This is a genomic window from Rhizobium grahamii CCGE 502, from assembly GCF_000298315.2.
Lineage (GTDB): Bacteria > Pseudomonadota > Alphaproteobacteria > Rhizobiales > Rhizobiaceae > Rhizobium > Rhizobium grahamii.
Window position 1 is genome coordinate 455,856 of record NZ_AEYE02000035.1, and the last position, 22,055, is coordinate 477,910.

Here is a 22,055-nt window from a genome sequence, read left to right on the forward strand (position 1 = left end):
TTTTTCGTAACTGCGAAATAAGCAGGTTAGGAGGAACCCCATGCACGAACGCGAACGCCATCGCATTATCATGAGTGCCGTTCAGGAAAAGTCGGTCGTGACAGTTCAGGACATATCCGAGCTGACCGAAGCTTCCGAGGCGACGATTCGGCGCGATATTGCAGCCCTCCACGTGCAGGGAAAGATCCGTCGCGTCCGTGGAGGCGCCGAGGCCGTGCATCCGCCGCAGCTCGGAAATCTTGCGGGGCGTCCGTTTCGGGTTTCGGAATCGGTCAACATCGATAAGAAGCGCTCGATCGCCCGGGCAGCTGTCGACCTTTGCGATCCCGGCGACGCCATCATCATCAATGGCGGAACGACCACGTTCCAGATGGTGCATTTCATGGCCGCCCATCGCATGCAGGTGATGACCAATTCGTTTGCCATCGCCGAGCACCTGGTCAAGCATTCGAAGAACACCGTGACCGTTCCCGGCGGCGTGATCTACCGCGAGCAGAGCCTCATCCTTTCACCGTTCGACAATGATGCGATCCGCAACTTCTACGCCAGGCGTTTCTTCATCGGCGCGCAGGGTGTCGGTCCGCTCGGCGTCATGGAGGCGGATGCGCAGATCATCCAAAGCGAGCAGAAGCTTATGCACCAGGCAGACGAACTGGTCGTCATGGTCGATTCCAGCAAGTTTCATCGTCGGTCGAGCCTCATTCTGTGCCCGCTCGACCGCGTTTCAACGATCATTACCGACGACGGCGTTCCCGAGGACTCCGTACGGATGATTGAGGATGCGGGCATCAAGCTCGTGATTGCGAGCACAATCTCGCAGGCCAAGGAGGATTCCTCGTCGGTCGCTTGAGTGGCGCCGTCAGGATGTAGTCAAGTCTTATCAACGTGGGAGGATTAAAGCATGAAACTCGCAAAGACACTGGCAGTGGGCGTTGCCTTTGCCGTCGCCCTGATGGCGGGCGCGGCAAGCGCCAAGGACGTCAAGATCGGTCTGGTCGTGAAGTCTCTCGGCAACGGCTTCTTCGAAGCCGCCAACAAGGGCGCGCAAGAAGCTGCGAAGGAACTCGGCGGCGTGGAGGTCATCTACACCGGCCCGACGTCGACGACGGCAGAAGGCCAGATAGAAGTCATTAACTCGCTGATCGCCCAGGGCGTTGACGCGATCGCCATCTCCGCCAACGACCCGGATGCCGTCGTGCCGGCTCTGAAAAAAGCCAAACAGCGTGGCATCAAGGTCATCTCCTGGGATTCGGGCGTCAATAAGGACGGCCGCATCTTGCAGCTCAACCCATCGTCCAACGAACTGATCGGCAAGATGTGCCTGACGCTGGCCAAGGACCACCTTGATGGCGGCAAGGGCGACTTCGCAATCCTGTCGGCTACGACCACCTCGACAAACCAGAACATCTGGATCGACCAGATGAAGAAGCAGCTCAAGGACTTCCCGGGTCTCAACCTCGTTACCACGGTATACGGCGACGATCTGTCCGACAAGTCCTATCGCGAAGCCGAAGGCCTGCTGAAGTCCAACCCGAACGTCAAGGTCATCGTCGCTCCGACGACGGTCGGCGTTCTGGCCGCCTCAAAGGTTGTTGAAGACAAGGGCCTCGTCGGCAAGGTCTATGTGACCGGCCTCGGCCTGCCGTCCGAAATGGCGGGAGCGATCAAGTCGGGTGCAACGAAGGAGTTCGCCATCTGGAACCCCATCGACCTCGGATATTCCGCCACCCAGATCGCCTACCACCTCGTAAAGGGTGACGCGACTGGAAAGCCGGGCTCCGAAATCGAAGCCGGTCGCATGGGCAAGATCAAGATCGACGACAAGGGCGAAGCCGCTATGTCCGATCCGTTTGTCTACAACGCTTCGAACATCGACCAGTTCTCGAAGGTTTTCTAGGCGCGCTCCTACAACAAAAACCCGGCGGTTCTCCCGCCGGGACTTTTCCACCTGAACACTGGTAAACGCTGATGAACACTGCCCTTCAACAATCCGTCTCGGGCATCAAGGCGGACGAGGTCCCCCCGATCCTGGAGATGCGTGGGATTTCGCAGATCTTCCCTGGTGTGAAGGCGCTCGATAACGTCAGCATCGCGCTCTATCCCGGCAAGGTCACCGCCCTGATCGGTGAAAACGGTGCTGGCAAGTCGACGCTCGTCAAGATCCTGACGGGCATTTACCGGCCAAACGAAGGCGGGATCATCATCGATGGCAAGATTACGACCTTCACCAATGCTCAGTCAGCCATCGACGTCGGCGTAACCGCCATCCATCAAGAAACCGTCCTTTTTGACGAACTGACCGTGGCCGAAAACATATTTCTCGGCCATGCGCCGCGAACAAGGCTTCGTACGATCGACTGGAAGCTGATGAACAGTCGCTCGAAACAATTGCTGCATTCCCTTGAAAGCAATATAGATCCGACGATCCGGCTCAAGGATCTCTCAATTGCACAGCGCCATCTTGTGGCCATCGCCCGGGCGCTCTCGATCGAGGCGCGCATCGTCATCATGGACGAGCCGACCGCTGCACTGTCGCGAAAGGAAATCGACGACCTTTTCCGGATCGTCGAGACCCTGAAGGCGCAAGGCAAGGCGATCCTCTTCATCAGTCACAAGTTCGACGAGCTCTATGAGATTGCCGACAACTTCGTGGTCTTCCGCGACGGCCGCGCGGTTGGCCACGGCCAACTCAAACAGACGCCCCAGGATGATATCGTTCGGCTGATGGTCGGCCGCGAGGTCGAGAATGCCTTCCCGAAGATCGATGTGACAATCGGCGGCCCGGTGCTTCAGGTCGAGAAATACTGTCATCAAACAGAGTTCCGAGATATCTCGTTCACCCTGCGCAAGGGGGAAATCCTTGGTGTCTACGGCCTGATCGGTGCTGGCCGATCCGAGCTCTGCCAGTCCCTTTTCGGAATCACCACGCCCGCCTCCGGACGGCTTTCGCTCGAAGGTCAGGAGATTGCGATCCGCTCGCCACAAGACGCCATCAGGGCAGGCATCGTCTATGTTCCCGAGGAGCGCGGCCGTCACGGACTGGCGCTGCCCATGCCGATCTACCAGAACATGACACTTCCCTCGCTTGGACGTACCTCGCGCAAGGGCTTCCTGAAAGCCGCCAACGAATTTGCACTCGCGCGCAAATATGCCGAGCGCCTGGATCTTCGCGCTGCCGCCTTTTCGGTCCCTGTCGGAACCCTGTCGGGCGGTAACCAGCAGAAGGTCGTGATCGGTAAATGGCTCGCCACCATGCCGAAGGTGATCATCCTCGACGAACCCACCAAGGGCATCGACATCGGCTCGAAAGCTGCCGTGCATGGCTTTATTAGCGAGCTCGCCGCCGAGGGTCTGTCGATCATCATGATTTCGTCGGAGCTGCCTGAAATCATTGGAATGTCCGACCGGGTCCTGGTCATGAAGGAGGGCCTGATGGCCGGTCTTTTCGAGCGCAGGGATCTCACGCCGGAAACGCTGGTTCGCGCCGCGACCGGCAACGCTTGAGGAATTCGGAATGTCCAGACTCCTGAAAAAACGAGAAACGCTTCTCTTTGTCATCATTGCGGTCATGGTCGCGATCTTCTCGACGAGAGCCCAGGACTTCGCAACACCAGGCAATCTCGCCGCGATCTTCAACGACACGTCGATTCTCATCATCCTGGCGCTCGCGCAGATGACGGTCATTCTCACGAAGTCGATCGACTTATCGGTCGCTGCGAACCTTGCCTTTACCGGCATGGCCATTGCGATGATGAATGCTGCCTATCCTGACTTGCCACTCGTCGTCTTGATCGTTGCCGCAATCCTGATCGGAGCATTTCTCGGGGCGATCAACGGCTTCCTCGTCTGGGCGCTCGAAATCCCGCCCATCGTCGTCACCCTCGGCACGCTGACGATCTATCGTGGCATGGCCTTCGTTCTGTCAGGCGGCGAATGGGTGAATGCCCACCAGATGACGCCGACGTTTCTGAATGTCCCGCGCACCGTTGTCCTCGGCTTGCCGGTCCTCAGCTGGGCTGCGATCATCATTGTCTGCCTGATTTTCATCCTCCTGAAGTATACGAAGTTTGGCCGCTCCACCTATGCTGCCGGAGGCAATCCGACAGCTGCGGTCTATGCCGGCGTCGATGTGGGCTGGACCAAATTCCTCGCCTTCGTCCTGTCGGGAGCGCTCGCTGGTCTCGCAAGCTATCTCTGGGTATCCCGTTATGCGGTTGCCTATGTCGATATCGCCAACGGCTTCGAGCTCGACAGCGTTGCTGCCTGCGTCATCGGCGGCATTTCGATCGCTGGAGGCGTTGGTTCCGTCATTGGCACGGTCCTCGGTGCGCTTTTCCTTGGCGTCATCAAGAATGCGCTTCCCGTGATCGGCATCTCGCCGTTCACACAGATGGCGATTTCAGGCACCGTCATCATCCTGGCTGTCGTCTTCAACGCAAGGCGCGAACGCAATCGCGGTCGCATCATCCTGCGAGACAAGGCCGCCGCCGAGGCCCCAGCAGAGGTTGCAGCATGAGCACCGTCGTTTCCACGCCGAGCGAAAAACGGGTCATTCCCGATCGCCTCGGAACACCGTTCAAGCGTGTGATGTCGAGCTGGGAGGTCTTGCTCTTCGGCGTCGCGGTTCTGATCTTCATCTTCAACTCCGTGGCATCTCCCTATTTTCTTGATGCCTGGAACCTCTCGGACGCCACCTTCAACTTTACCGAAAAGGCGATGATTGCCTTTGCGATGGCGTTGCTGGTCATTGCCGGCGAGATCGACCTATCGGTTGCCGCCATCATTGCGCTCGCCTCGACCGCCATGGGCGCGGCGGCCCAGGTTGGCGTCGGGGTGCCTGGGCTCGTGCTCATCGGCATCAGCGTCGGGCTTGTCTGCGGCATGTTCAACGGCTTTCTCGTCTCTGTCATGAAGCTGCCGTCGATCGTCGTGACCATCGGCACGATGAGCCTCTTCCGAGGGATCTCCTACATCGTCCTCGGAGATCAGGCCTACGGCGGGTATCCCGAAGATTTCGCCTATTTCGGCCAAGGCTACGTGTTCTGGGTGTTTTCCTTTGAGTTCGTCCTTTTCCTCGTGCTGGCCATTGCATTCTCGGTCCTGCTGCATGCGACAAATTTTGGTCGCCAGGTCTATACGATTGGCAACAATGATTTCGCCGCGCGCTTTTCCGGCATTCCCGTCGAGCGCGTAAAGTTCATCCTCTTTGTCATGACCGGCCTAATGAGCGGTGTTGCAGCCGTCTGCCTGACGTCGCGGCTTGGCTCGACCCGTCCCTCGATTGCGCAGGGATGGGAACTGGAGGTCGTCACGATGGTCGTCCTCGGGGGCGTTTCCATTCTCGGCGGCTCCGGCAAGATCGGCGGCGTCGTGATCGCTGCCTTCGTCATGGGCCTGGTGACCTTCGGCCTCGGCCTCCTCAATGTTCCGGGCATCGTAATGTCGATCTTCATCGGCCTGCTTCTCATCATAACAATCGCAATCCCGATCATCGCGCGACGCATCAAGGCCATGAGCTCAAAATGAGTGGACTAATGACGATCGAAAAACACGCCTTCAAAATGACGCTCAATCCGGGAATGGAAGCCGAATACAGAAGACGGCATGACGAAATTTGGCCGGAACTGGTCGACTTGCTGCATCAGTCCGGCGCGAGCGACTACTCGATCCACCTTGATCGCGAGACAAACACATTGTTCGGCGTCCTATCCCGTCGCGCCGACCATTCGATGACAAGCCTGCCCGATCATCCCGTGATGAAAAGGTGGTGGGCGCATATGGCGGACATCATGGCGACCAATCCGGACAACTCGCCTGTCCAGAGCGATCTCATTACCGTCTTCCATCTGCCATGAACGGGCAAGGTTTTAGACGCGTCGCCGTTTTCGATATCGGCAAGACCAACGCCAAGGTCGTCGTCCTCGACAGTGCATCCGGGGCGGAAATCGCCGTTGCGAGGACACCGAATATGGTCCTCAGGCACGGTCCATATCCCCATTACGATATCGACGGTCTCTGGGCGTTCGCGATTGGGGCGTTTCGATCGTTTGCGCACGAACCCGGTTTCGATGCGATTTCTGTGACGACGCATGGCGCATCTGCAGCCCTACTCGACGTTGCCGGCGCACTTGCATTGCCGGTGCTCGACTACGAACACGAATATCCTGAAGCGGTTAGAATGGCCTATGGGCGTTTGCGCCCCTCCTTTGAGGAGACCTATTCACCACATCAGACGATGGGGCTGAATGTCGGGGCGCAACTGCATTACCAGAAGACCACCTTTCCTGATGAATTCGCGAAGGTCGCGACAATCGTCACATACCCACAATACTGGACGGGAAGACTGACCGGCGTCCTTTCGAACGAAGTGACATCGCTCGGCTGCCATACGGACCTCTGGGATCCCCGTCACAGCCGCTATTCCTCACTTGTCGACACCCTTGCCATTCGTAATCTGATGGCACCGATCCGGTCTGCCTTCGACCCGCTCGGCAGGATCCACCCAAATATCGCACTGGAGATCGGCCTGGGGACGGATATTCCCGTCTATTGCGGCATCCACGATTCCAACGCCTCCCTGCTTCCGCACCTGGTTTCCCGTGCCGCGCCGTTCGCGGTCGTATCTACGGGAACCTGGGTTGTGACTTTCGGGGTGGGAGGCGACTTCGATCGTCTCGATCCCGGCCGCGATACGCTCGCCAATGTCGATGCCTATGGCCGCGCCGTTCCATCGTCGCGGTTCATGGGAGGTCGCGAGTTTGAAACCATGTTGCGTGAGATCGGCAGCGTCCGCGAAGAATATGATCACGGCGCCATCGAATACGTGATTTCGATTGGCGTGATGCTGCTCCCCAACGTGGTGCCGGGCTCTGGCCCGTTTCCCGACAAGAGTGCCAGATGGATCAACGCCGATGGCGTGAGAGCCGAACACCGCTACGCGGCGTTATGCTTGTATCTTGCTCTCATGAACCAGACCTGCCTCGACCTCGTCGTTGATGGCGGCCCGGTTATCGTCGAAGGGCCGTTTGCCCTTAACGAAACCTATCTCGTGCTGCTTGCAGCGTTGACCGGCAGGGCCATCGTTGCGGTCCCTGGATCGACTGGCACGAGCCAAGGCGCTGCGCTGTTGACCGGCATCACCCCTCGCCCGGGAGCCGAGCGGCGCATCGAGCCAGCCACGATCCCTGGCCTTCTGGACTATCGCCGGAACTGGTATGCTGCTCTGGCATAACTGTCTTTCCATCGAGCCTATCGCACCAGCCTTTCGCGCTCGATAAACTCGCGACTCAGATCAAAAATGGAGACGACCTGATGGCAGATCCAGCCGCCGTATTCGATCCGCGTGCCCTTGCATCGAAGCTTCACGCGCTGCATCGCGCCGGAGATCAGGCGCCGACCTCCGCGTTCGTCCTCCCTACGGATCTTCGCCATGCCATGAACGCGCAAAATTTTCTAGCAGCCGATGAGGCGATCTCCAGCAATGCATGGAAGGTAACCGTTTCACCCGATGGGCAGGCGGTGACAGCACCTCTCCATCCCTATGTTCAGGGTGATTCCGGCGCGCAAATCCCTTGGCGGCGTGGCACAAGGTTCGAGGCGGAGATTGCCGTTCGTCTCGGGCATGATCTGCCGACACGAGCAAACGCGGATTACACACGTGCGGAGCTCGTCGATGCGATCTCTGTCGTACATCTCGGTGCAGAATTTCTCGTCAGCGCCATCGAGGAGAGCGGTAAGATATCGTTCCTGCTATTCCTCGCGGATCGCCTCGGCAACAGTGGCTATGTGCTCGGCCCGAGTATCGCCAAAGCGGTCCTCGATACGGCAAGTGGCACGCCACTTCTGGTGACGTTGAATGGCCAGTCAATTTACGACGCACCCGCCCAGCACCCGAAGAGCGACGTACTGTCATGGCTGCTGGACTACGCGAACGACAAACTGCGACCAGCGACGTCGCTCAAGGCCGGCGCCGTCATCACCACCGGTTCGCTCTGTGGGGCGATCGAGCTTCTCACGCCCGGAAAGCTTGAGATTGTGTTTGATGGAACGACCCGTTTTTGCCTTGCGGTCGCTTGATAGAACAGGATCGTAGCCTGATTACCCTATGACTCCGGGGATGATAGGAGCGAGTGGCAGCGATACTGTACTCGTCCGCCAGGGTGGGCAATTTTGGGCAACGCCTTCGTTTATCCGCAGGACGCTCAAGGGGATAGCCGATCTGTTTTAGTGGTCCACCTGTTTTACACGATCAAACTGCTACAGGGATTTTTGTTAGCGCACCGAGAAACACTTCACGCGCAGCTAGACGCCCGGTTCTCCGGAGACGATCATTATCTGTTGTCTCTGGTGGCGAGGTCATCAAGGACGCGGTGCACGATTGTACTACCAAGGGGAATGTCGCACGACCAAAACATACCGCTGCGGTTAAGCCGGGTTAAGGGAAATTAGTCGATGGCACGGTTGCAAGACGCCTACGAAGGAGAGTTCGGATCATATCGGCCAGCTGAATACGCCTCAATCCGCCACGGTAGAACCGCCTTGCGAAATGGCTGGGTCCAGATCCAACAGAAACCTGAAGCATTTGATTGCTTCTTCCGGCCCGTACGGCTTCCTGAGAAAGCGACAGCGCCGTGGCAGCGTCGACTGACGGAGATTAACGACCGCAGACGTTATAACGATAGCGAGGTCGGGGCGCTCGCGATGAACACGCACGGCAAGAGCAACACCGTCGATTAGACCGGGCATATTGACAGCTGTGAACACAAGGGCGATGTCCGCCCTCTGGCCGAGAAGGCCAAGCGCTTCTGCCGCGTTTCTTGCAGAGATGGCAGAGAGGCCAGCGGATCTTATTTGAGCGGCCATATGAGAGTAGAGTTCGATATCGGGCTCGACCACGAGAATGGCGTCGGCAGGCTCTGGGTCAAGGCTTTCCTGTTTCAAGATTTTCCCCCTGCGTGAACCCGCACTCCTGCTTGCACATTCATCATTCCGCTCTAGGCCAAGACGCCCATCGATGCGGGGGCATCCGAGAACACCAACGGGAGTTGCGGAAGATGCCCGCATCCCGGGCATCTCAGGTTCGCTTTGCTTCCCCTGGCAGCAACGTTACGTGAAACCCGCCTAAAATAAATGCGTGTTTCTGCAATTCAGCCATGCGCTATAAACTTACGCATAGATACGCCCACAACAAACGATTAAAATGATTTTATCGCGCATAGCTGCAGCACCGTTCAATTGGATCCCGCTGCTACGCTGAGAGGCCTTAATTGAGTTTCAGGGATGCACACATCGTTCTCATCCCGGGCAAGGTCAGGTTGAAGCCAATCCATAGCCTCGCTTGCTCGACGGATGCGACAGCTATGCCCAAGGCAACTTCAGACAATTCTGTACCGGCGGCTGGTCGGAGGAAATCGCCGTGATTGACTGGAATGCTGGCTCCGGAGCGCGCAGAGAACATCAAGATGGCGGAGTGCCGGCATCAAGAAGTTCTATCAAAACGTCGGCGGTGTGCAGGCGCTTATAACTTCGCAGGCAACCGGACCGACGCACCGAAAACTGTGTGGCCTGCGACTTTCGAAATAATAGGCATCGCCAGGCCCCAGGATACGGCGCTCGTTATCCACGGTCACTTCGAGCCTGCCTGACAGGACGATGCCACCCTCCTCCCCTTCATGGACGAGCGGGACCTTTCCGGTGCTTGCTCCCGGTTGATAGCATTCCTTCAGGATCTGAAGGCTACGACCGAATAGATTTTCCCCTAGCTGCCGATAAGAGATCGCTCCTTTGCCGATCTCCACCAACTCGTCAGCCGCATAGAACGCCTTCCGCGGCGCGTCGGGTTCAAAGGCAAAGAACTCGGCAAGACCGATCGGAATGCCGTCCAGAATTCGCTTCAATGCCCCAACAGACGGGTTTGTAGAGTTGGATTCAACTAGCGAAATCGTGGAATTCGTCACGCCGGCCCTCTTCGCGAGCTCGCGCTGGGAGAGGTTGTGTGCTGTCCTCACAAAGCGAAGCCTGTTTCCGATATCGACAGACAACAACATCTCCTGTTTCACGTGTTTTATATATCGAAACATGTCGACCATTCCGACTGAAAAAACAAGGCGTTAAAATTCTCAAGAAAAGGACTTGTCGGAAGGTGAAAAATTGCCCAGTGCAAGATATCTCAACGGAGGCACCAATGGATCACACGCCGAAGTCAAATAGCCCGGTGCTCGAAAATTTCTGGATGCCTTTCACGGCAAACCGTCAGTTTAAGGCGGCTCCCAGACTGTTGGCCAGCGCTGACGGCATGTATTACACCGACGTGGACGGCAACAAGGTCCTCGACGGTACGGCGGGGCTTTGGTGCTGCAATGCCGGACATGGGCGCAAGAAAATCACACAAGCCGTCGAGCGACAGCTTTCGACGCTTGATTTCGCCCCCACCTTCCAGATGGGGCATCCAATCGCATTCGATTTTGCAACGAAGCTCGCTGCGATCTCGCCTGGCGGACCCTCTGCCGGCCTCGATCGTGTCTTCTACACAGGGTCCGGTTCAGAGTCCGTCGACACCGCGTTGAAGATCGCGATCGCGTATCAGCGTGCTATCGGACAAGGCACCCGGAGTCGTGTCATCGGCCGTGAAAAGGGCTATCACGGCGTCGGCTTCGGCGGTATTTCCGTGGGAGGCCTCGTCAACAACCGTCGCGTTTTCCCGCAAATCCCGGCAGACCATATGCGGCACACACTCGACCTCGACCGGAATGCCTTCTCGAAGGGGCTTCCCGCTTATGGTGTTGAACTCGCCGAGGATCTCGAACGCCTGGTCCAATTGCATGGAGCGGAAACGATCGCAGCGGTGATTGTCGAGCCGATGTCCGGCTCAGCTGGTGTCATCCTGCCGCCCAAAGGCTATCTCGAGCGAATTCGTGCTATCGCCGACAAGTACGGTATTGTCGTGATCTTCGATGAAGTGATCACGGGCTTCGGCCGTCTCGGCACGCCGTTTGCAACGGACTACTTTGGGGTTATTCCCGACCTGGTGACGACCGCTAAGGGCCTTACGAACGGTACGATCCCGATGGGTGCCGTGTTTGCAAGTCGCAAGGTTTACGACAGCCTGATGGCTGGGCCGGAAAATGCTATCGAGCTTTTTCATGGCTATACCTATTCCGGTCACCCGGTCGCTTGCGCGGCTGGTATCGCAACACTCGAAATATACAAGGAAGAAGGTCTGCTCACCCGCGCGGGCGAACTCTCAAGTGAGTGGGAAACCGCACTGCACTCGCTGAAGGGTCTGCCGCACGTGGTCGACATCCGCAATCTCGGCCTCGTCGGCGCGATTGAACTCGCGCCTCGAAACGGAGCACCCGGAGCGCGCGCCTACGACGTTTTCGTTGACTGTTTCAACAAGGGTCTTCTCGTTCGCGTGACTGGCGACATTATCGCCCTCTCACCGCCCCTGATCGTCGAAAAGGAACAGATCGGCACCATTGTTTCGGTCATCGCGGACGCGTTGAGCCGTGCAGCCTGACCAGCGCTGGCCAGCTCTTTACGGGCTGGCCTCTCTTCGTCCGCAAGAGCAACGCCACCGGCGGGCCTCTGACCGTGAGTGCGATCGACAATCTTGGCAGGCAAAGCCGCAAAAACGGAATTGCACTCTCGGGCATCCCACAACGCTTAGGTCTTTCCCTTCGGCCGCGCGCCGAGCACATTGCGTATCGAAAAACTCGAGTGAATTCGAAGAACGCCCGGCATCTTGGCGAGAATCTCCTTGTGTATCCGCTCGAATTCACCGGCATTGGCGACATCAACGCGAAGTAAATAGTCGGACCCTCCCGTCATCAGGAAACATTCCTTGATTTCAGGGTGCTTGCGAACTGCGGCCTCGAACTTGTCGAGGTGGTCTTCGGTTTGCCGTTCCAACGTGATGTTTATGATGACCGCGATCGTTGCCTCGGCGTTGCCCGTATCAACGAGAGCAGTATAGCCGCGAATGACACCGGATCGCTCCATGATCTTGATGCGTCGCAGGCATGCGGACGGCGAAAGACCAACCTCCTCGGCGAGCTTGGCATTGCTCATGCGGGCATCGACGCGAAGGAGCCTTAGAATGTTGCGGTCGATAGCGTCTAGGGCGGACATGATGGATTCGTGCAAATCTTGATCGGAAATTCGATTTATATTGGATATCTCCATTTATCCACCACGATAAGCTCTGCAATTCCATCGTTTATTTCATAAACTTTGTTCATTAATGGGGGCACTACGAACATGGTCGGGATCGATGCGCGCGCTGGGTTAGCTTCACGTCAGAACGGGCAGAGCGGATATCTTACGATCGATCTCGGCGCACTGGTGCGAAATTACGATCAACTGTCCTCTGTCGTCGCCCCGGCGAAAGCCGCAGCAGTCGTAAAGGCGGATGCATATGGCCTCGGCGCAAGGCAGGTTGCGAATGCACTCTACGAGAGAGGCTGCCGCGATTTCTTCGTCGCTCAGTTGCCAGAAGCTCTGATCCTCCGTGAATTCATCGCTGACGACGCTGACCTTTACGTGCTGAACGGCCTGCAGCCTGGAGATGAGATCACTTGCGCCGAGGCCAATATCATTCCCGTCATCAACAGCTTGCCACAATGGCATCAATGGTCGAGGGCCGCGAGCAGCGCGAAGCGCAGGCTGCCTGCAGTTCTGCAGTTCGACACGGGAATGTCGAGACTTGGGCTGCCTCCTTGCGAACAAGTTCAACTCGCAGGGCTGATCGTAGCCTCCGACGTCGAGGTTCGGTTCATCATGAGCCACCTCGCCTGCGCTGACGAACTCGACTCGGTACAAAATGCGGATCAATTGCTTGAGATGCGGCGACTGGCCGACGCGTTTCTTGGTCTCGATGTATCGTTTGCGAATTCCGGCGGTGCTTTCCTGGGACGCTCCTATCACGGCGCGCTCACACGTCCTGGCATCGCACTTTACGGCGGCGCGCCTTCTGCTGGCACGAAGAACCCGATGGAGCCTGTGGTCAGTCTCGACGTTGCGGTGGTCCAGACACGCATCGTGCCATCAGGCACCAAAGTGGGCTACGGTGGTGCCTTCGTGACACCACGTGAAATGCGGCTGGCAACGATAGGGGCGGGTTATGCGGATGGGCTGCCACGCAGTCTAAGCGACCGCGGTGCCGTCTTTTATGATGGAGTTCGCCTTCCGATTGTCGGTCGGGTTTCGATGGATAGCATCACTGTCGACATCTCCGGGCTGCCGGCAACGGCGATAGGACATGGCACTCTCGTCGAGGTTCTCGGACCCAATCAATCGCTGGAGGACTTGGCGCGTGATGCCGGAACCATTTCCTACGAAATCCTCACCGGCCTCGGAAGTCGCTATCACCGGCAATATCGCTGATCTCGCAAGATCTCAATTTTTGGAAGCATCATGAAAGTGATCGTACTCGGAGCCGGCATCATCGGCGTTACATCTGCCTATCAGCTCGCCAAGAGCGGTCATGAGGTCACCGTCATTGACCGGCAACAGGGACCGGCGCTTGAAACCAGTTTTGCCAATGCTGGTGAGGTATCCTTCGGATATTGTTCGCCCTGGGCCGCACCAGGCATTCCGATGAAGGCGATGAAATGGCTCTTCATGCACCATGCGCCGCTCATTCTCCGACCCAAGATAGACAGGGCAATGCTCTCCTGGCTCGTGAAGATGCTGTCGAACTGCACCTCTAAACGCTACGCCATCAACAAGAGCCGCATGCTTCGGCTCGCCGACTACTCTCGCATTTCCATTGCTGAACTGCGGGCAGAGACCGGCATTGCCTACGACGAACGTATGCAGGGTACCTTGCAACTCTTCCGCACACAGGCCCAGCTCGATGCGTCGGGCAAGGATGTCAAGGCACTGGCAGCCGACGGCATCCCTTATGAGGTCCTTGACCGCGATGCCTGCACCCGCGTCGAGCCGGCGCTCAGGCATGTTCGCGAAAAAATCGTGGGCGGGCTTTTGACACCAAAGGATGAAACGGGTGACTGCTACAAGTTCTCCGGCACCCTTGCCGGAAAGGCGCAAGACCTCGGCGTGAACTTCCTCTGGGATACCACGATCAAGGCGCTGGATATTGAGAGCGATCGGGTACGCGGTGTGCTCACAAGCAGCGGTTGGCTCGCTGCCGACGCCGTGGTCGTCGCTCTGGGCAGCTTCTCGCCGCTCTTGTTGAAGCGACATGGAATCAAGCTGCCTGTCTATCCTGTGAAAGGCTATTCGCTCACTATTCCCATCACCGACGCTACCCGCGCTCCGGAGTCCACGGTCATGGACGAGACCTACAAGATTGCCATCACACGTCTCGGCGATCGCATCCGTGTCGGCGGCATGGCGGAGATTTCCGGCTACACCAACGATCTGGGACAGGCCCGTCGTCGCACCCTGGAACATTCCGTCATGGACCTTTTCCCGGGCGGAGACGCGCGCAACGGTTCGTTTTGGTCTGGCCTTCGGCCGATGACACCCGATGGAACTCCCGTCATCGGTGCGACCAGGATCGGCGGGCTGTTCCTGAACACGGGCCACGGCACGCTTGGGTGGACCATGAGCAGTGGTTCGGCGCGCGTTATCGCGGACCTCGTCTCGGGCCGCAGGCCAGATATCGACACTACCGACCTGGCGATCAACAGGTACCAATGATGGAGCGGGCCTGAAGGCCACGGAGCCCCTGTTCGCGTGTGCGTGCAAAGGCGCTTGGAGACCAATTTGCTGCCAAAGAAACCGGTGAAGGCAGCTCTTTTACCACTGGGAAATGCCGGACAGGACTGTTGCGTTAATTAGCGAACTCTATATTGGGCGTTGCAGCATCGAGGACAACCCTGTCCGCGCGGCCACGCTGGATGGATTGCAGCGGCGCAACGCGGTCCTCGATGCCGTGTTTTACGATATCGATGTGATCACCGAGGATGAAACGAAGGTTTTGGCCTTCTGGCTCGCGCGGGAGGGAGCGATCGCCCTCGTTCCTCCCACAGACAAAGGCAAGATACAGGTCTTACCTGACACCCGAAGAATATCTCAAGGATGCTCCTTCTGCCGCAGCCTTGGCGATTGCAGGCGTGGGAAGTTCGGCGCTTGGAGCCGCAGCATTCGCTCGCAACGTCGCTGACGCACTGGGAGACCCTGTTGTCGCAGTGGTTTCTGGCTATGGCCTCGCTGACGTCCTAGTTGCTCGACGGCTGAAACAACTCGATAGGATTGCCAGCGGGGTCGTCGACAAGAACCTGCTTGCCACCAATTCCGGGAACGATCTCATTTCGAAATCTGGCGCCTGCGGCACGCAAGCGTTCGACCTCGCCTTCAATGTTCACGACCTCTATCTGGATCCGGTTCCAACCACCGGGTTCCGGCCGGCGCCCGTCCGGCATCGGTTGAGACGCTCCGCCTGGCCCCGTCGTTCCGTTCAACAGGAGGCGTAGATCTCCCAATTTCAGCATGGCGAAGCTCGGAGCAGGATGCATGACGAGTGCGAACCCGAGCGCATCCTTATAGAAGGCGATCGCCGCATCGACGTCGTCGACAATATAGCGAACGCTGACGGTAGACATATTAGATCCTCCTTCAGATGAAGCGGGCCTGGTGACAGAGGAGCGTCACGATGGGCAGCCGGCGAATAGATTCTCGCGCTATTCCCCTCGCCACGCAAGACGCCCAGAAGTCGACAACGGTCCTCCGAACTCGGCCCGTGTCGCGTCAGATTTCAGGCACAGCTTATCTCCAGGATGAGATGATGGATGTGCTTGCACCACCGTCACAAACAACTACGAACCCACGTTCGCTTTGGTTGCGGCGGCAGCGCTGCCGTTGTTCCGTTTGAATGTCATTTTTATACCCCCGCGCCCACCACCGGTGGCGCCGCTTCCCAGCAGGCTGACTTTTCCCTCGGCTGTTATTTCGACGGACAGCTCGACCTCGTCGAGTGTGACGGCCGGCGTCGACCGATCGAACACATATTCGACGACCTCGACAAGATTTGAAAACTGCTCGCGAAGAGCATCAGCGCTGACCGCAACGAGCTTCATTCCCGTACTCGCGACGGCTGCGCCGAAACTCCCACCAATGTCCTCCCCACCCCTGTAGCCAGTATGCACTGAAAGGGTTTCTGTTTTTACGAATATTTCCTTGTCCATCAATCACTCTCCGTTGAGTTCACAAACCGGGCGGAAACCTACTCGCCCCTCCCAGCCACTCGTCGCCTCTGCCATGCGATCTCGTGAAGCAGAGCGACAAAGGGCAGGATTGTGAGACCATGCCCCTCCTCTGAGGACCCGCAGGTCAGTACCTCCGACCTCGAACGCCCCTCCGTCGTCTGGCAGACGATCGAGATCCGGCGCCCAGTTGTCGAGGCAATGTTCCCACACATTACCGTGCATCTGAAAAAGACCAAATGCGTTTGGGGGGTAGCTTCGCACAGGCGTGGTCTTACCCAGGAAACCACCCGAAGGTCCGTTTTCATAACCTCCGTCCGGATATTTCACGCCGTCATAGTCGAGGCTCGACACCTCCCGCGTGAAGCTCGTGCCGCATACCGCGCCGCCCGTGCCACAATAGTTGGCGAGACTGTCCGTCAGGGTGGGAGGAAAATGAAAAGCCGTCGTTGATCCCGCGCGGCAGGCATATTCCCACTCGGCCTCCGTCGGAAGCCGGTAGAGCCGTCCGGTGATAGCGCTAAGCCGGGAACAAAACTCGGTTGCATCCTGCCAGCTTACGGTTTCCACCGGAAGATTATCGCCTTTAAAGGAGGACGGATCGGTCGAAATCGCCCGATCGACTATTTCGGGATGAAGGTCCTGGACGGCAAGCCATTGTTTCTGGCTAACAGCCGTTCTGCTGATTGCAAACGGCCTGACACGCATCGGGGACGCCCTCAGCCTTTCCGACATCTTGTTGGGAAACTCCCCGATTGCGGATCCCATCGGGAAATCTCCGCCTGGCAGCAGGCTTAGCTCCATACGGGCGTTTTGGCCGATCTGTTCGACAAAATAGCTGATCTTGCGGCGGGCAATTGGTTGCGGATCGCCGCGCGCATCCACGGTTTCCACAATAACGAACTCTGTCAGCCTTTCAAAAGCTTTAGGTCGCAGACCTCCCATCGCATTCCATGCGCGCCAGCCTGCGATCCCACCGGCCATTGCCAGGCCGCCGCCGGCGCTGGTGAGCACTTGCCGACGCGTGATCGTTTGCCACCAGGGGTTTTTCTTCGCCCGATCCCTGAGTGCTTCGCCAACCCGCTTGATTCCAGCCCTTGCGTCCATATCGGCTGGATCTACCGCCAGGATTCGCCACCAGAGCTGCTCTGCCAGGAGAAAATCGTCGATTGTCTCTGCTTGAAAGGCATCGATCTTTAATGCTGCAATATCTTCAGCCCGGGCAGCCGCGGGCAGGAGAATGAAGTTCCGTTTCGACAATGGTTCGGCGAACGTACAAGGCGTCTGGACTGGCTTCCCGTATAGTCGGCAAATCTCCGGCACCCGCGTCTGCAGGTAGTTGTCGAGCCGTTCGACCGTCGCACAGCTGCTCTTTCCCTGAATCTGAAGTGCTTCAAGCAGCCCATAAGTAAAGGCGCCATGCGAGAGCTCCTCGATCTCGTAGGAAAATTCTGCCGCCGAACAGGAACTCAGGGTCACAGTGCCCTTGATTTTTTGGAGGCCAGCCCCCTGTCCATCACGCGAACCTTCGTTGCGGCACGCGTCGAGAAGCAGGATGACGTTTTCCGCGCCGCTCCTGCGCAACCGCTCGACCACGTATCTTACGGGTATCCCGGTCTCCTCGACATTTCCCGGATCAACGTCGAGGGGAAGCAGATAGTCCTGCTCTCGCACCCGCTTGCCATGGCCGGCAAAGAAGAACCAGATGTTGTCGCTTGGTTGCAGAAACCGCTCCTCGAAACGGACCCGGAGAAATCGCCGCAAATTGATGAACGTCGGACTGGACTGCAACGACTGGCCAAAGTCTGCAGCGATCGGCGGTGCGTCTTCGGCGAAGGAATAAACGCCCTTGAACCCGGCCGCCTTGCTGAAGAAGTCAGCAATGGCCTCAGCGTCCTGCCTCGCATAGGCAAGAGGCTTGATGTTGTCATACCGGTTGATACCTACGCAGATTGCCCAATTCTCACTCATGTCCACCGACACAGTTTGCGAGGCATTGACGATCCTCAGTTCATGGGACTGGAGGTGTCATTGCCCATGGGGGAGGACGAGCCACCCATCGGGGAATTCCCGCCGTCTGACGAACTTGTTGACGAACTGCCGGATGAGGTCGACGAGGATGATTGGTTGCGGTTCCTGCTGCTGTTATTGTTGCGATTGCCTTCAAACCCAGGTGGCGCATTCGTCGTCCTGCAGAACGTTCCGTTGAAAAGGGCGATCAACGTGTTCTGACATTTGATGGCTACAATTGGCGCGCGGTCTCCAGCCGGCCCTTCCCCGATACCTTGATGAGGAACAGGGGCGCCAAGCCCGGCAACAATGACAAGGCTCGCAGTGATAGATGTGCTTATGCTTGACAAAATAGCCCCCACCGGCAGATCTACTTGAGTTTACTCTAATGTATCAAAACCTGGTAGTGCATAAATTTCAACCTGAACTTGCCGTGAACCAATGATCAGCAAAGGCCGCCACACGCATGTCAGCGTCATCAAGGGCGAATGGGTCACTACCGCTCACTGCGACGGGGCGTCGTTACTTTTTATAGCATGCCTTGAACCTCCTGATTTGCAGCGGCGATTTATGCTATCTTAGATTTCACTCCAGTCCTTCACGATCTTTCAGATCTTCACTCAGGGAAAACAGTAGAAAAAAGGAGCTTGTCGACCATGCCATCAGTTGCAGATGCCTACACGGTTCCTCGGCTACTCGATATGACACAGGCCGATCTCGACACGCTCTTCCGTGAAAGTGAACCCGGACCTATCCCGGACGGCGAAGGCGCCGGAACGGCAATCGTCGCGGCTGGCACGTCATTTACGCCCGAGATCGCGAGCTTCATCAACCTTTTTGCCTGGCAGGGAAAGATATTCGATGCGAAGTCGGGCTTATTGCGCAACCGCATCCTACCCTTTGGACTAAGCGCTATCATTGCAAAGGTCTATTTGGCGTCGAGCTGGCTGGATGAGAAGGATTGCATCGTTCTCGACTATTCGGAAACGTCGCTCGTTGCTCACTGGATCCGTGACGAGATTCGATTGATCGGACCTGGTCTCTATCTTGGAAAGGTTTATTGGGGAAAGGACCGCCTGATCGATTTCGCATTGCAGTTCTGAGGGCGCCGAGATGCCTGTGTCGTCCACCTTCATGTTTGTTTCCCAGCTTGATCCGGATCGCCGGGAGGCGCTTGAGCTCCTTCTCTCGACGATGACGTCTGAGCCAGGACTTGCGGATCCAAACAATTCCGTGGTTCCCTTTGCGCGCCTGCCGGGACTTCATTTCGCGCGGATCGTCATCCTTGACGACAACACGGCGGCCGACAACGGCGCCTACGGAATTGCGACAAATCCGGCCCCTCCCAAACTCGCCTTTCTTGGCGACATCGATGGTAGAGGGGAAGACTTCGTCAAGGATCTCGCGGGATTTGCGGGACCCGGCCTTTCGAGGATCTTCTCCCACTGCCTTGATTTCAACCCGGCTGTTCCGCTTGCCGCCTGGCTTACAGCGCACAATGTCGAGCCCGTCGTCAACTACAGCAACTGGCCGGGACGTACGGTCAGGCAGGTCCACGATGAGGCGGCACTCCGGGCCGCCCTGATTAGTTACTTGCCGCAGGAACGCGGGCTCGCTGCTTCTCCTTCGGATCTTCATCGGCGTTTGCGCAACCGGGCGATGAAGGAGGGGCGAAAGCCGGCGGCGCGACAAGCGGTTTCGTTAGAGGAACGATTGCGCGAAGCACTGGACCTCGCGATTAGCGTTGTCTTCCTTGTGGTGCTTTCGCCCCTGCTCCTCTTTGTCGCGCCCTTATTTCTTCTCATTTTGCGGCATCGGGAAACCACGGACGCGAGCATGCTGGCGCGACCATCCGAAGAGCACCTGAAGTCGCTTGTTGTCCGCGAGGACTTTCAAGTGACCAACCAGTTCAGTGCCTATGGAACCGTGAAGCCGGGCCGGTTCAGGCTGTGGACCCTCATCTTCGTGTTCTGGGTGCTTGGTGTCACGACACGTCATTTATACACGAAAGGAAGGCTCGCCCGCGTCGGCTCCATCCACTTCGCGCGCTGGGTCTTTTTTGACAACCACAGGCATCTGTTTTTTGGCAGCAATTACGACGGCAGCCTGGAGGCCTACATGGACGACTTCGTCAACAAGGCCGCTTTCGGTCTCAATCTCGTCTTCAGCAACGGGATTGGCTACCCAAGGACCCGTTACCTTATCCTCGACGGAGCCAAGGACGAGCAGGCATTCAAGTATTACATTAGACGCCATCAGCTGCCGACCGAGGTCTGGTACAAAGCCTATCCCGGCCTGACGACCGCTGATATCGCCCGCAACGCCCGTGTCAGGGAGGGTCTTGATTCCGCGAGGTTGAGCGACGTGCTCGCCCGGCAATGGTTGGCGGAGCTTTAAGGATGGGACCTCGTTCGCCAGTCACGACCGGAAAGGTCGAACTTGAGGATGTCCAGGGAATTGTCCGGTCGGGATATGGCACCCTACCCGAAGCGGTATTCCTGATCCTCACGATTACCGACCCTGCCTCCGCCAAGGAATGGCTTGCCAGCGCGCCGGTTACGCATGCAGCGTTTGAAACACAAATTCCAAGAGCCCTGCAAGTCGCGCTGACCGCCGGAGGCCTTCGCCGCATCGGTCTTTCGGAAGAAGCGCTTTCAACGTTTCCAGCCGAGTTCAAATCGGGAATGGGTGATGAAAGCCGGGCCCGCCGGCTTGGTGATCTTGGGCCAAGCGCACCGAAAAGCTGGACTTGGGGCGGTCCAGAGAACGCCCCGGTCGACGTCGTGGCCATGCTTTACGCAGGAGCCGGGGCGCTTTCCGATTGGCGTCGGTTGGTAGAAACGCCGGCCTTTTCTGCTGGCTTTCACCTGGTGCGGGAGCTGCGGACCGGCCTCATGGACGGACGCGAGCCTTTTGGGTTTGCCGACGGATTGAGCCAGCCTTATATCGACTGGACCCATGATCCTACATCGCACGAAAATGACGAGTATCATTATCACGACCGCATCGCCCCTGGTGAAGCGGTGCTAGGATACACCAACGAATACGGGCTCGTCACCGACCGGCCGTTCGTGCAGCCGAAAACCGATCCGCGTGGCTTGCTCAGATCGTTTGTCGGTGACGACAGTCGCGACCTCGGTGCAAACGGCTCCTACCTGGTGGTACGCCAGCTTGAACAGGACGTCTCAGGCTTCTGGCAATTCCTGGAAGGCGTTGGCGGTTCGCGCGAAGCAGCCGAGCAGCTTGCCGAAAAGATGGTCGGACGAACACGATCAGGCACCCCTCTTTCCCCGGTCGAAAGCAAGGTGCCGCCAGGACAGGAGCCGTCTAACGCATTCGATTTCGATGGTGATCCGGAAGGAATTATCTGTCCTCTTGGGGCACATATTCGCCGCGCCAATCCTCGCAATGCCGATGTCCCCGGCGGGACGCAAAGTCGGCTCTCCGGCTTGCTTCGCCAGGTCGGGCTTCCCCCGCCCGGTCCACGAACTGACGTGACGGCATCAGTACGCTTCCACCGCATTCTCAGGCGGGGGCGGAAATATGACCCATTACACGAGATCAACGACACGTCGCGCGGCCTCTACTTCGTCTGCCTCAACGCCAATATCGCGCGGCAGTTCGAATTCATCCAGAGCGCATGGCTGGAGAGTTCGAAGTTCCACGGGCTGACCAACGAGTCCGACCCGATCGTCGGTAGCCGTGTGCCCCTCCTGGATGGATCGCGAACCGACAGTTTCACGTGCCAGACCGACGGCGCGCCCATCCGGATTGAGAGCTTGCCGAGTTTTGTCACCGTGCGCGGCGGAGCCTATTTCTTCCTGCCAGGACTAAGGGCACTCCAATATCTTGCCGCGCTGTCCTAAGAAATTTATC

Annotated in this window: 22 protein-coding genes; 16 read left to right on the forward strand and 6 right to left on the reverse strand. The window is 57.8% G+C overall.

The window, feature by feature from the left end; genetic code table 11:
- Window positions 1–40 precede the first annotated feature (40 nt).
- The 8 genes from RGCCGE502_RS29520 to RGCCGE502_RS29555 all read left to right on the forward strand — a co-directional run bounded on the left by RGCCGE502_RS29520 (window position 41) and on the right by RGCCGE502_RS29555 (window position 8,076).
- Window positions 41–850 carry a DeoR/GlpR family DNA-binding transcription regulator gene (locus tag RGCCGE502_RS29520; RefSeq protein WP_016557893.1) on the forward strand — a complete coding sequence of 270 codons (810 nt, stop codon included), beginning with the start codon at window positions 41–43 and terminating at the stop codon, window positions 848–850.
- Window positions 851–901: 51 nt separating this feature from the next.
- Complete coding sequence (gene rhaS / locus RGCCGE502_RS29525) at window positions 902–1,897, forward strand: rhamnose ABC transporter substrate-binding protein (RefSeq protein ID WP_016557894.1); 996 nt, start codon at window positions 902–904, stop codon at window positions 1,895–1,897.
- 71 nt (window positions 1,898–1,968) lie between these two features.
- On the forward strand, window positions 1,969–3,504 hold the full coding sequence (locus RGCCGE502_RS29530) for a sugar ABC transporter ATP-binding protein (protein ID WP_016557895.1): 1,536 nt from the start codon (window positions 1,969–1,971) through the stop codon (window positions 3,502–3,504).
- Window positions 3,505–3,514: 10 nt separating this feature from the next.
- Entirely contained in the window at window positions 3,515–4,516 is a 1,002-nt protein-coding gene (locus RGCCGE502_RS29535) for an ABC transporter permease (RefSeq protein ID WP_016557896.1), read from the forward strand.
- The gene (locus RGCCGE502_RS29540; protein WP_016557897.1) at window positions 4,513–5,526 is read left to right on the forward strand and encodes an ABC transporter permease; all 1,014 of its coding nucleotides are present in this window, start codon (window positions 4,513–4,515) and stop codon (window positions 5,524–5,526) included. The genes RGCCGE502_RS29535 and RGCCGE502_RS29540 overlap by 4 nt, the downstream gene beginning before the upstream one ends.
- 8 nt (window positions 5,527–5,534) lie before the next feature.
- A complete protein-coding gene (gene rhaM, locus RGCCGE502_RS29545) occupies window positions 5,535–5,855 on the forward strand; it encodes an L-rhamnose mutarotase (RefSeq protein WP_016557898.1) in 321 nt (106 codons plus the stop codon).
- The gene (locus RGCCGE502_RS29550) at window positions 5,852–7,231 is read left to right on the forward strand and encodes an FGGY-family carbohydrate kinase (RefSeq protein WP_016557899.1); all 1,380 of its coding nucleotides are present in this window, start codon (window positions 5,852–5,854) and stop codon (window positions 7,229–7,231) included. The genes rhaM and RGCCGE502_RS29550 overlap by 4 nt, the downstream gene beginning before the upstream one ends.
- 80 nt (window positions 7,232–7,311) lie before the next feature.
- Window positions 7,312–8,076, forward strand: coding sequence for a fumarylacetoacetate hydrolase family protein (locus tag RGCCGE502_RS29555; RefSeq protein WP_016557900.1), 765 nt, complete (start codon window positions 7,312–7,314; stop codon window positions 8,074–8,076).
- A 438-nt stretch (window positions 8,077–8,514) separates the two neighbouring features.
- Here the strand turns inward: RGCCGE502_RS29555 and RGCCGE502_RS29560 are convergent, their stop codons facing one another.
- Together RGCCGE502_RS29560 and RGCCGE502_RS29565 are read right to left on the reverse strand one after the other, a co-directional pair.
- Window positions 8,515–8,940, reverse strand: a complete 426-nt coding sequence (locus RGCCGE502_RS29560; protein WP_016557901.1) for a response regulator — start codon at window positions 8,938–8,940, stop codon at window positions 8,515–8,517.
- Between the two features lie 551 nt (window positions 8,941–9,491).
- Entirely contained in the window at window positions 9,492–10,040 is a 549-nt protein-coding gene (locus tag RGCCGE502_RS29565; protein WP_016557902.1) for a cupin domain-containing protein, read from the reverse strand.
- 143 nt (window positions 10,041–10,183) lie between these two features.
- Here RGCCGE502_RS29565 and aptA point away from each other — a divergent pair, with 143 nt between their 5' ends.
- Complete coding sequence (gene aptA, locus RGCCGE502_RS29570; protein ID WP_016557903.1) at window positions 10,184–11,518, forward strand: omega-aminotransferase AptA; 1,335 nt, start codon at window positions 10,184–10,186, stop codon at window positions 11,516–11,518.
- Between the two features lie 146 nt (window positions 11,519–11,664).
- Here the strand turns inward: aptA and RGCCGE502_RS29575 are convergent, their stop codons facing one another.
- Window positions 11,665–12,129 (reverse strand): Lrp/AsnC family transcriptional regulator, encoded by a 465-nt coding sequence (locus RGCCGE502_RS29575; RefSeq protein ID WP_016557904.1) that lies wholly within the window; start codon window positions 12,127–12,129, stop codon window positions 11,665–11,667.
- A 129-nt stretch (window positions 12,130–12,258) separates the two neighbouring features.
- Between RGCCGE502_RS29575 and alr the strand changes: the two genes are divergently transcribed.
- The 3 genes from alr to RGCCGE502_RS29590 all read left to right on the forward strand — a co-directional run bounded on the left by alr (window position 12,259) and on the right by RGCCGE502_RS29590 (window position 15,130).
- Window positions 12,259–13,383, forward strand: a complete 1,125-nt coding sequence (gene alr / locus RGCCGE502_RS29580) for an alanine racemase (RefSeq protein WP_016557905.1) — start codon at window positions 12,259–12,261, stop codon at window positions 13,381–13,383.
- A 30-nt stretch (window positions 13,384–13,413) separates the two neighbouring features.
- Complete coding sequence (locus RGCCGE502_RS29585) at window positions 13,414–14,664, forward strand: D-amino acid dehydrogenase (RefSeq protein ID WP_016557906.1); 1,251 nt, start codon at window positions 13,414–13,416, stop codon at window positions 14,662–14,664.
- Between the two features lie 112 nt (window positions 14,665–14,776).
- Window positions 14,777–15,130 (forward strand): hypothetical protein, encoded by a 354-nt coding sequence (locus tag RGCCGE502_RS29590; RefSeq protein ID WP_016557907.1) that lies wholly within the window; start codon window positions 14,777–14,779, stop codon window positions 15,128–15,130.
- A gap of 55 nt (window positions 15,131–15,185) precedes the next feature.
- Here RGCCGE502_RS29590 and RGCCGE502_RS29595 read toward each other — a convergent pair whose 3' ends face one another.
- From RGCCGE502_RS29595 to RGCCGE502_RS29605, 3 genes are all read right to left on the reverse strand, one after another.
- Window positions 15,186–15,569: a VOC family protein gene (locus RGCCGE502_RS29595; protein WP_016557908.1), complete on the reverse strand. Its 384-nt coding sequence runs from the start codon at window positions 15,567–15,569 to the stop codon at window positions 15,186–15,188.
- Between the two features lie 213 nt (window positions 15,570–15,782).
- Window positions 15,783–16,151 (reverse strand): Pepco domain-containing protein, encoded by a 369-nt coding sequence (locus tag RGCCGE502_RS29600; protein WP_016557909.1) that lies wholly within the window; start codon window positions 16,149–16,151, stop codon window positions 15,783–15,785.
- A gap of 3 nt (window positions 16,152–16,154) precedes the next feature.
- Window positions 16,155–18,140, reverse strand: a complete 1,986-nt coding sequence (locus RGCCGE502_RS29605) for an SUMF1/EgtB/PvdO family nonheme iron enzyme (RefSeq protein ID WP_016557910.1) — start codon at window positions 18,138–18,140, stop codon at window positions 16,155–16,157.
- Window positions 18,141–18,206: 66 nt separating this feature from the next.
- On the opposite strand from RGCCGE502_RS29605, the gene RGCCGE502_RS29610 reads away from it, so the two are divergent.
- The 4 genes from RGCCGE502_RS29610 to RGCCGE502_RS29625 all read left to right on the forward strand — a co-directional run bounded on the left by RGCCGE502_RS29610 (window position 18,207) and on the right by RGCCGE502_RS29625 (window position 22,045).
- The gene (locus RGCCGE502_RS29610; RefSeq protein ID WP_016557911.1) at window positions 18,207–18,401 is read left to right on the forward strand and encodes a hypothetical protein; all 195 of its coding nucleotides are present in this window, start codon (window positions 18,207–18,209) and stop codon (window positions 18,399–18,401) included.
- A 434-nt stretch (window positions 18,402–18,835) separates the two neighbouring features.
- Entirely contained in the window at window positions 18,836–19,282 is a 447-nt protein-coding gene (locus RGCCGE502_RS29615; RefSeq protein WP_016557912.1) for a hypothetical protein, read from the forward strand.
- A 10-nt stretch (window positions 19,283–19,292) separates the two neighbouring features.
- Window positions 19,293–20,576, forward strand: a complete 1,284-nt coding sequence (locus RGCCGE502_RS29620) for a hypothetical protein (RefSeq protein WP_016557913.1) — start codon at window positions 19,293–19,295, stop codon at window positions 20,574–20,576.
- A 2-nt stretch (window positions 20,577–20,578) separates the two neighbouring features.
- Window positions 20,579–22,045: a Dyp-type peroxidase gene (locus tag RGCCGE502_RS29625; RefSeq protein WP_016557914.1), complete on the forward strand. Its 1,467-nt coding sequence runs from the start codon at window positions 20,579–20,581 to the stop codon at window positions 22,043–22,045.
- Window positions 22,046–22,055: the final 10 nt, after the last annotated feature.

Bases quoted from the DNA above. Each gene is read 5' to 3' on its own strand.
- RGCCGE502_RS29520 (WP_016557893.1), top strand. From the start codon at position 41: ATGCACGAACGCGAACGCCATCGCATTATCATGAGTGCCGTTCAGGAA.
- RGCCGE502_RS29535 (WP_016557896.1), top strand. From the start codon at position 3,515: ATGTCCAGACTCCTGAAAAAACGAGAAACGCTTCTCTTTGTCATCATT.
- RGCCGE502_RS29585 (WP_016557906.1), top strand. From the start codon at position 13,414: ATGAAAGTGATCGTACTCGGAGCCGGCATCATCGGCGTTACATCTGCC.
- RGCCGE502_RS29555 (WP_016557900.1), top strand. From the start codon at position 7,312: ATGGCAGATCCAGCCGCCGTATTCGATCCGCGTGCCCTTGCATCGAAG.
- aptA (WP_016557903.1), top strand. From the start codon at position 10,184: ATGGATCACACGCCGAAGTCAAATAGCCCGGTGCTCGAAAATTTCTGG.
- rhaS (WP_016557894.1), top strand. From the start codon at position 902: ATGAAACTCGCAAAGACACTGGCAGTGGGCGTTGCCTTTGCCGTCGCC.
- RGCCGE502_RS29540 (WP_016557897.1), top strand. From the start codon at position 4,513: ATGAGCACCGTCGTTTCCACGCCGAGCGAAAAACGGGTCATTCCCGAT.
- RGCCGE502_RS29590 (WP_016557907.1), top strand. From the start codon at position 14,777: ATGCCGGACAGGACTGTTGCGTTAATTAGCGAACTCTATATTGGGCGT.
- RGCCGE502_RS29575 (WP_016557904.1), bottom strand. From the start codon at position 12,129: ATGTCCGCCCTAGACGCTATCGACCGCAACATTCTAAGGCTCCTTCGC.
- RGCCGE502_RS29595 (WP_016557908.1), bottom strand. From the start codon at position 15,569: ATGTCTACCGTCAGCGTTCGCTATATTGTCGACGACGTCGATGCGGCG.
- RGCCGE502_RS29530 (WP_016557895.1), top strand. From the start codon at position 1,969: ATGAACACTGCCCTTCAACAATCCGTCTCGGGCATCAAGGCGGACGAG.
- RGCCGE502_RS29610 (WP_016557911.1), top strand. From the start codon at position 18,207: ATGGGGGAGGACGAGCCACCCATCGGGGAATTCCCGCCGTCTGACGAA.
- RGCCGE502_RS29615 (WP_016557912.1), top strand. From the start codon at position 18,836: ATGCCATCAGTTGCAGATGCCTACACGGTTCCTCGGCTACTCGATATG.
- RGCCGE502_RS29625 (WP_016557914.1), top strand. From the start codon at position 20,579: ATGGGACCTCGTTCGCCAGTCACGACCGGAAAGGTCGAACTTGAGGAT.
- alr (WP_016557905.1), top strand. From the start codon at position 12,259: ATGGTCGGGATCGATGCGCGCGCTGGGTTAGCTTCACGTCAGAACGGG.
- RGCCGE502_RS29600 (WP_016557909.1), bottom strand. From the start codon at position 16,151: ATGGACAAGGAAATATTCGTAAAAACAGAAACCCTTTCAGTGCATACT.
- RGCCGE502_RS29620 (WP_016557913.1), top strand. From the start codon at position 19,293: ATGCCTGTGTCGTCCACCTTCATGTTTGTTTCCCAGCTTGATCCGGAT.
- RGCCGE502_RS29550 (WP_016557899.1), top strand. From the start codon at position 5,852: ATGAACGGGCAAGGTTTTAGACGCGTCGCCGTTTTCGATATCGGCAAG.
- RGCCGE502_RS29605 (WP_016557910.1), bottom strand. From the start codon at position 18,140: ATGAGTGAGAATTGGGCAATCTGCGTAGGTATCAACCGGTATGACAAC.
- rhaM (WP_016557898.1), top strand. From the start codon at position 5,535: ATGACGATCGAAAAACACGCCTTCAAAATGACGCTCAATCCGGGAATG.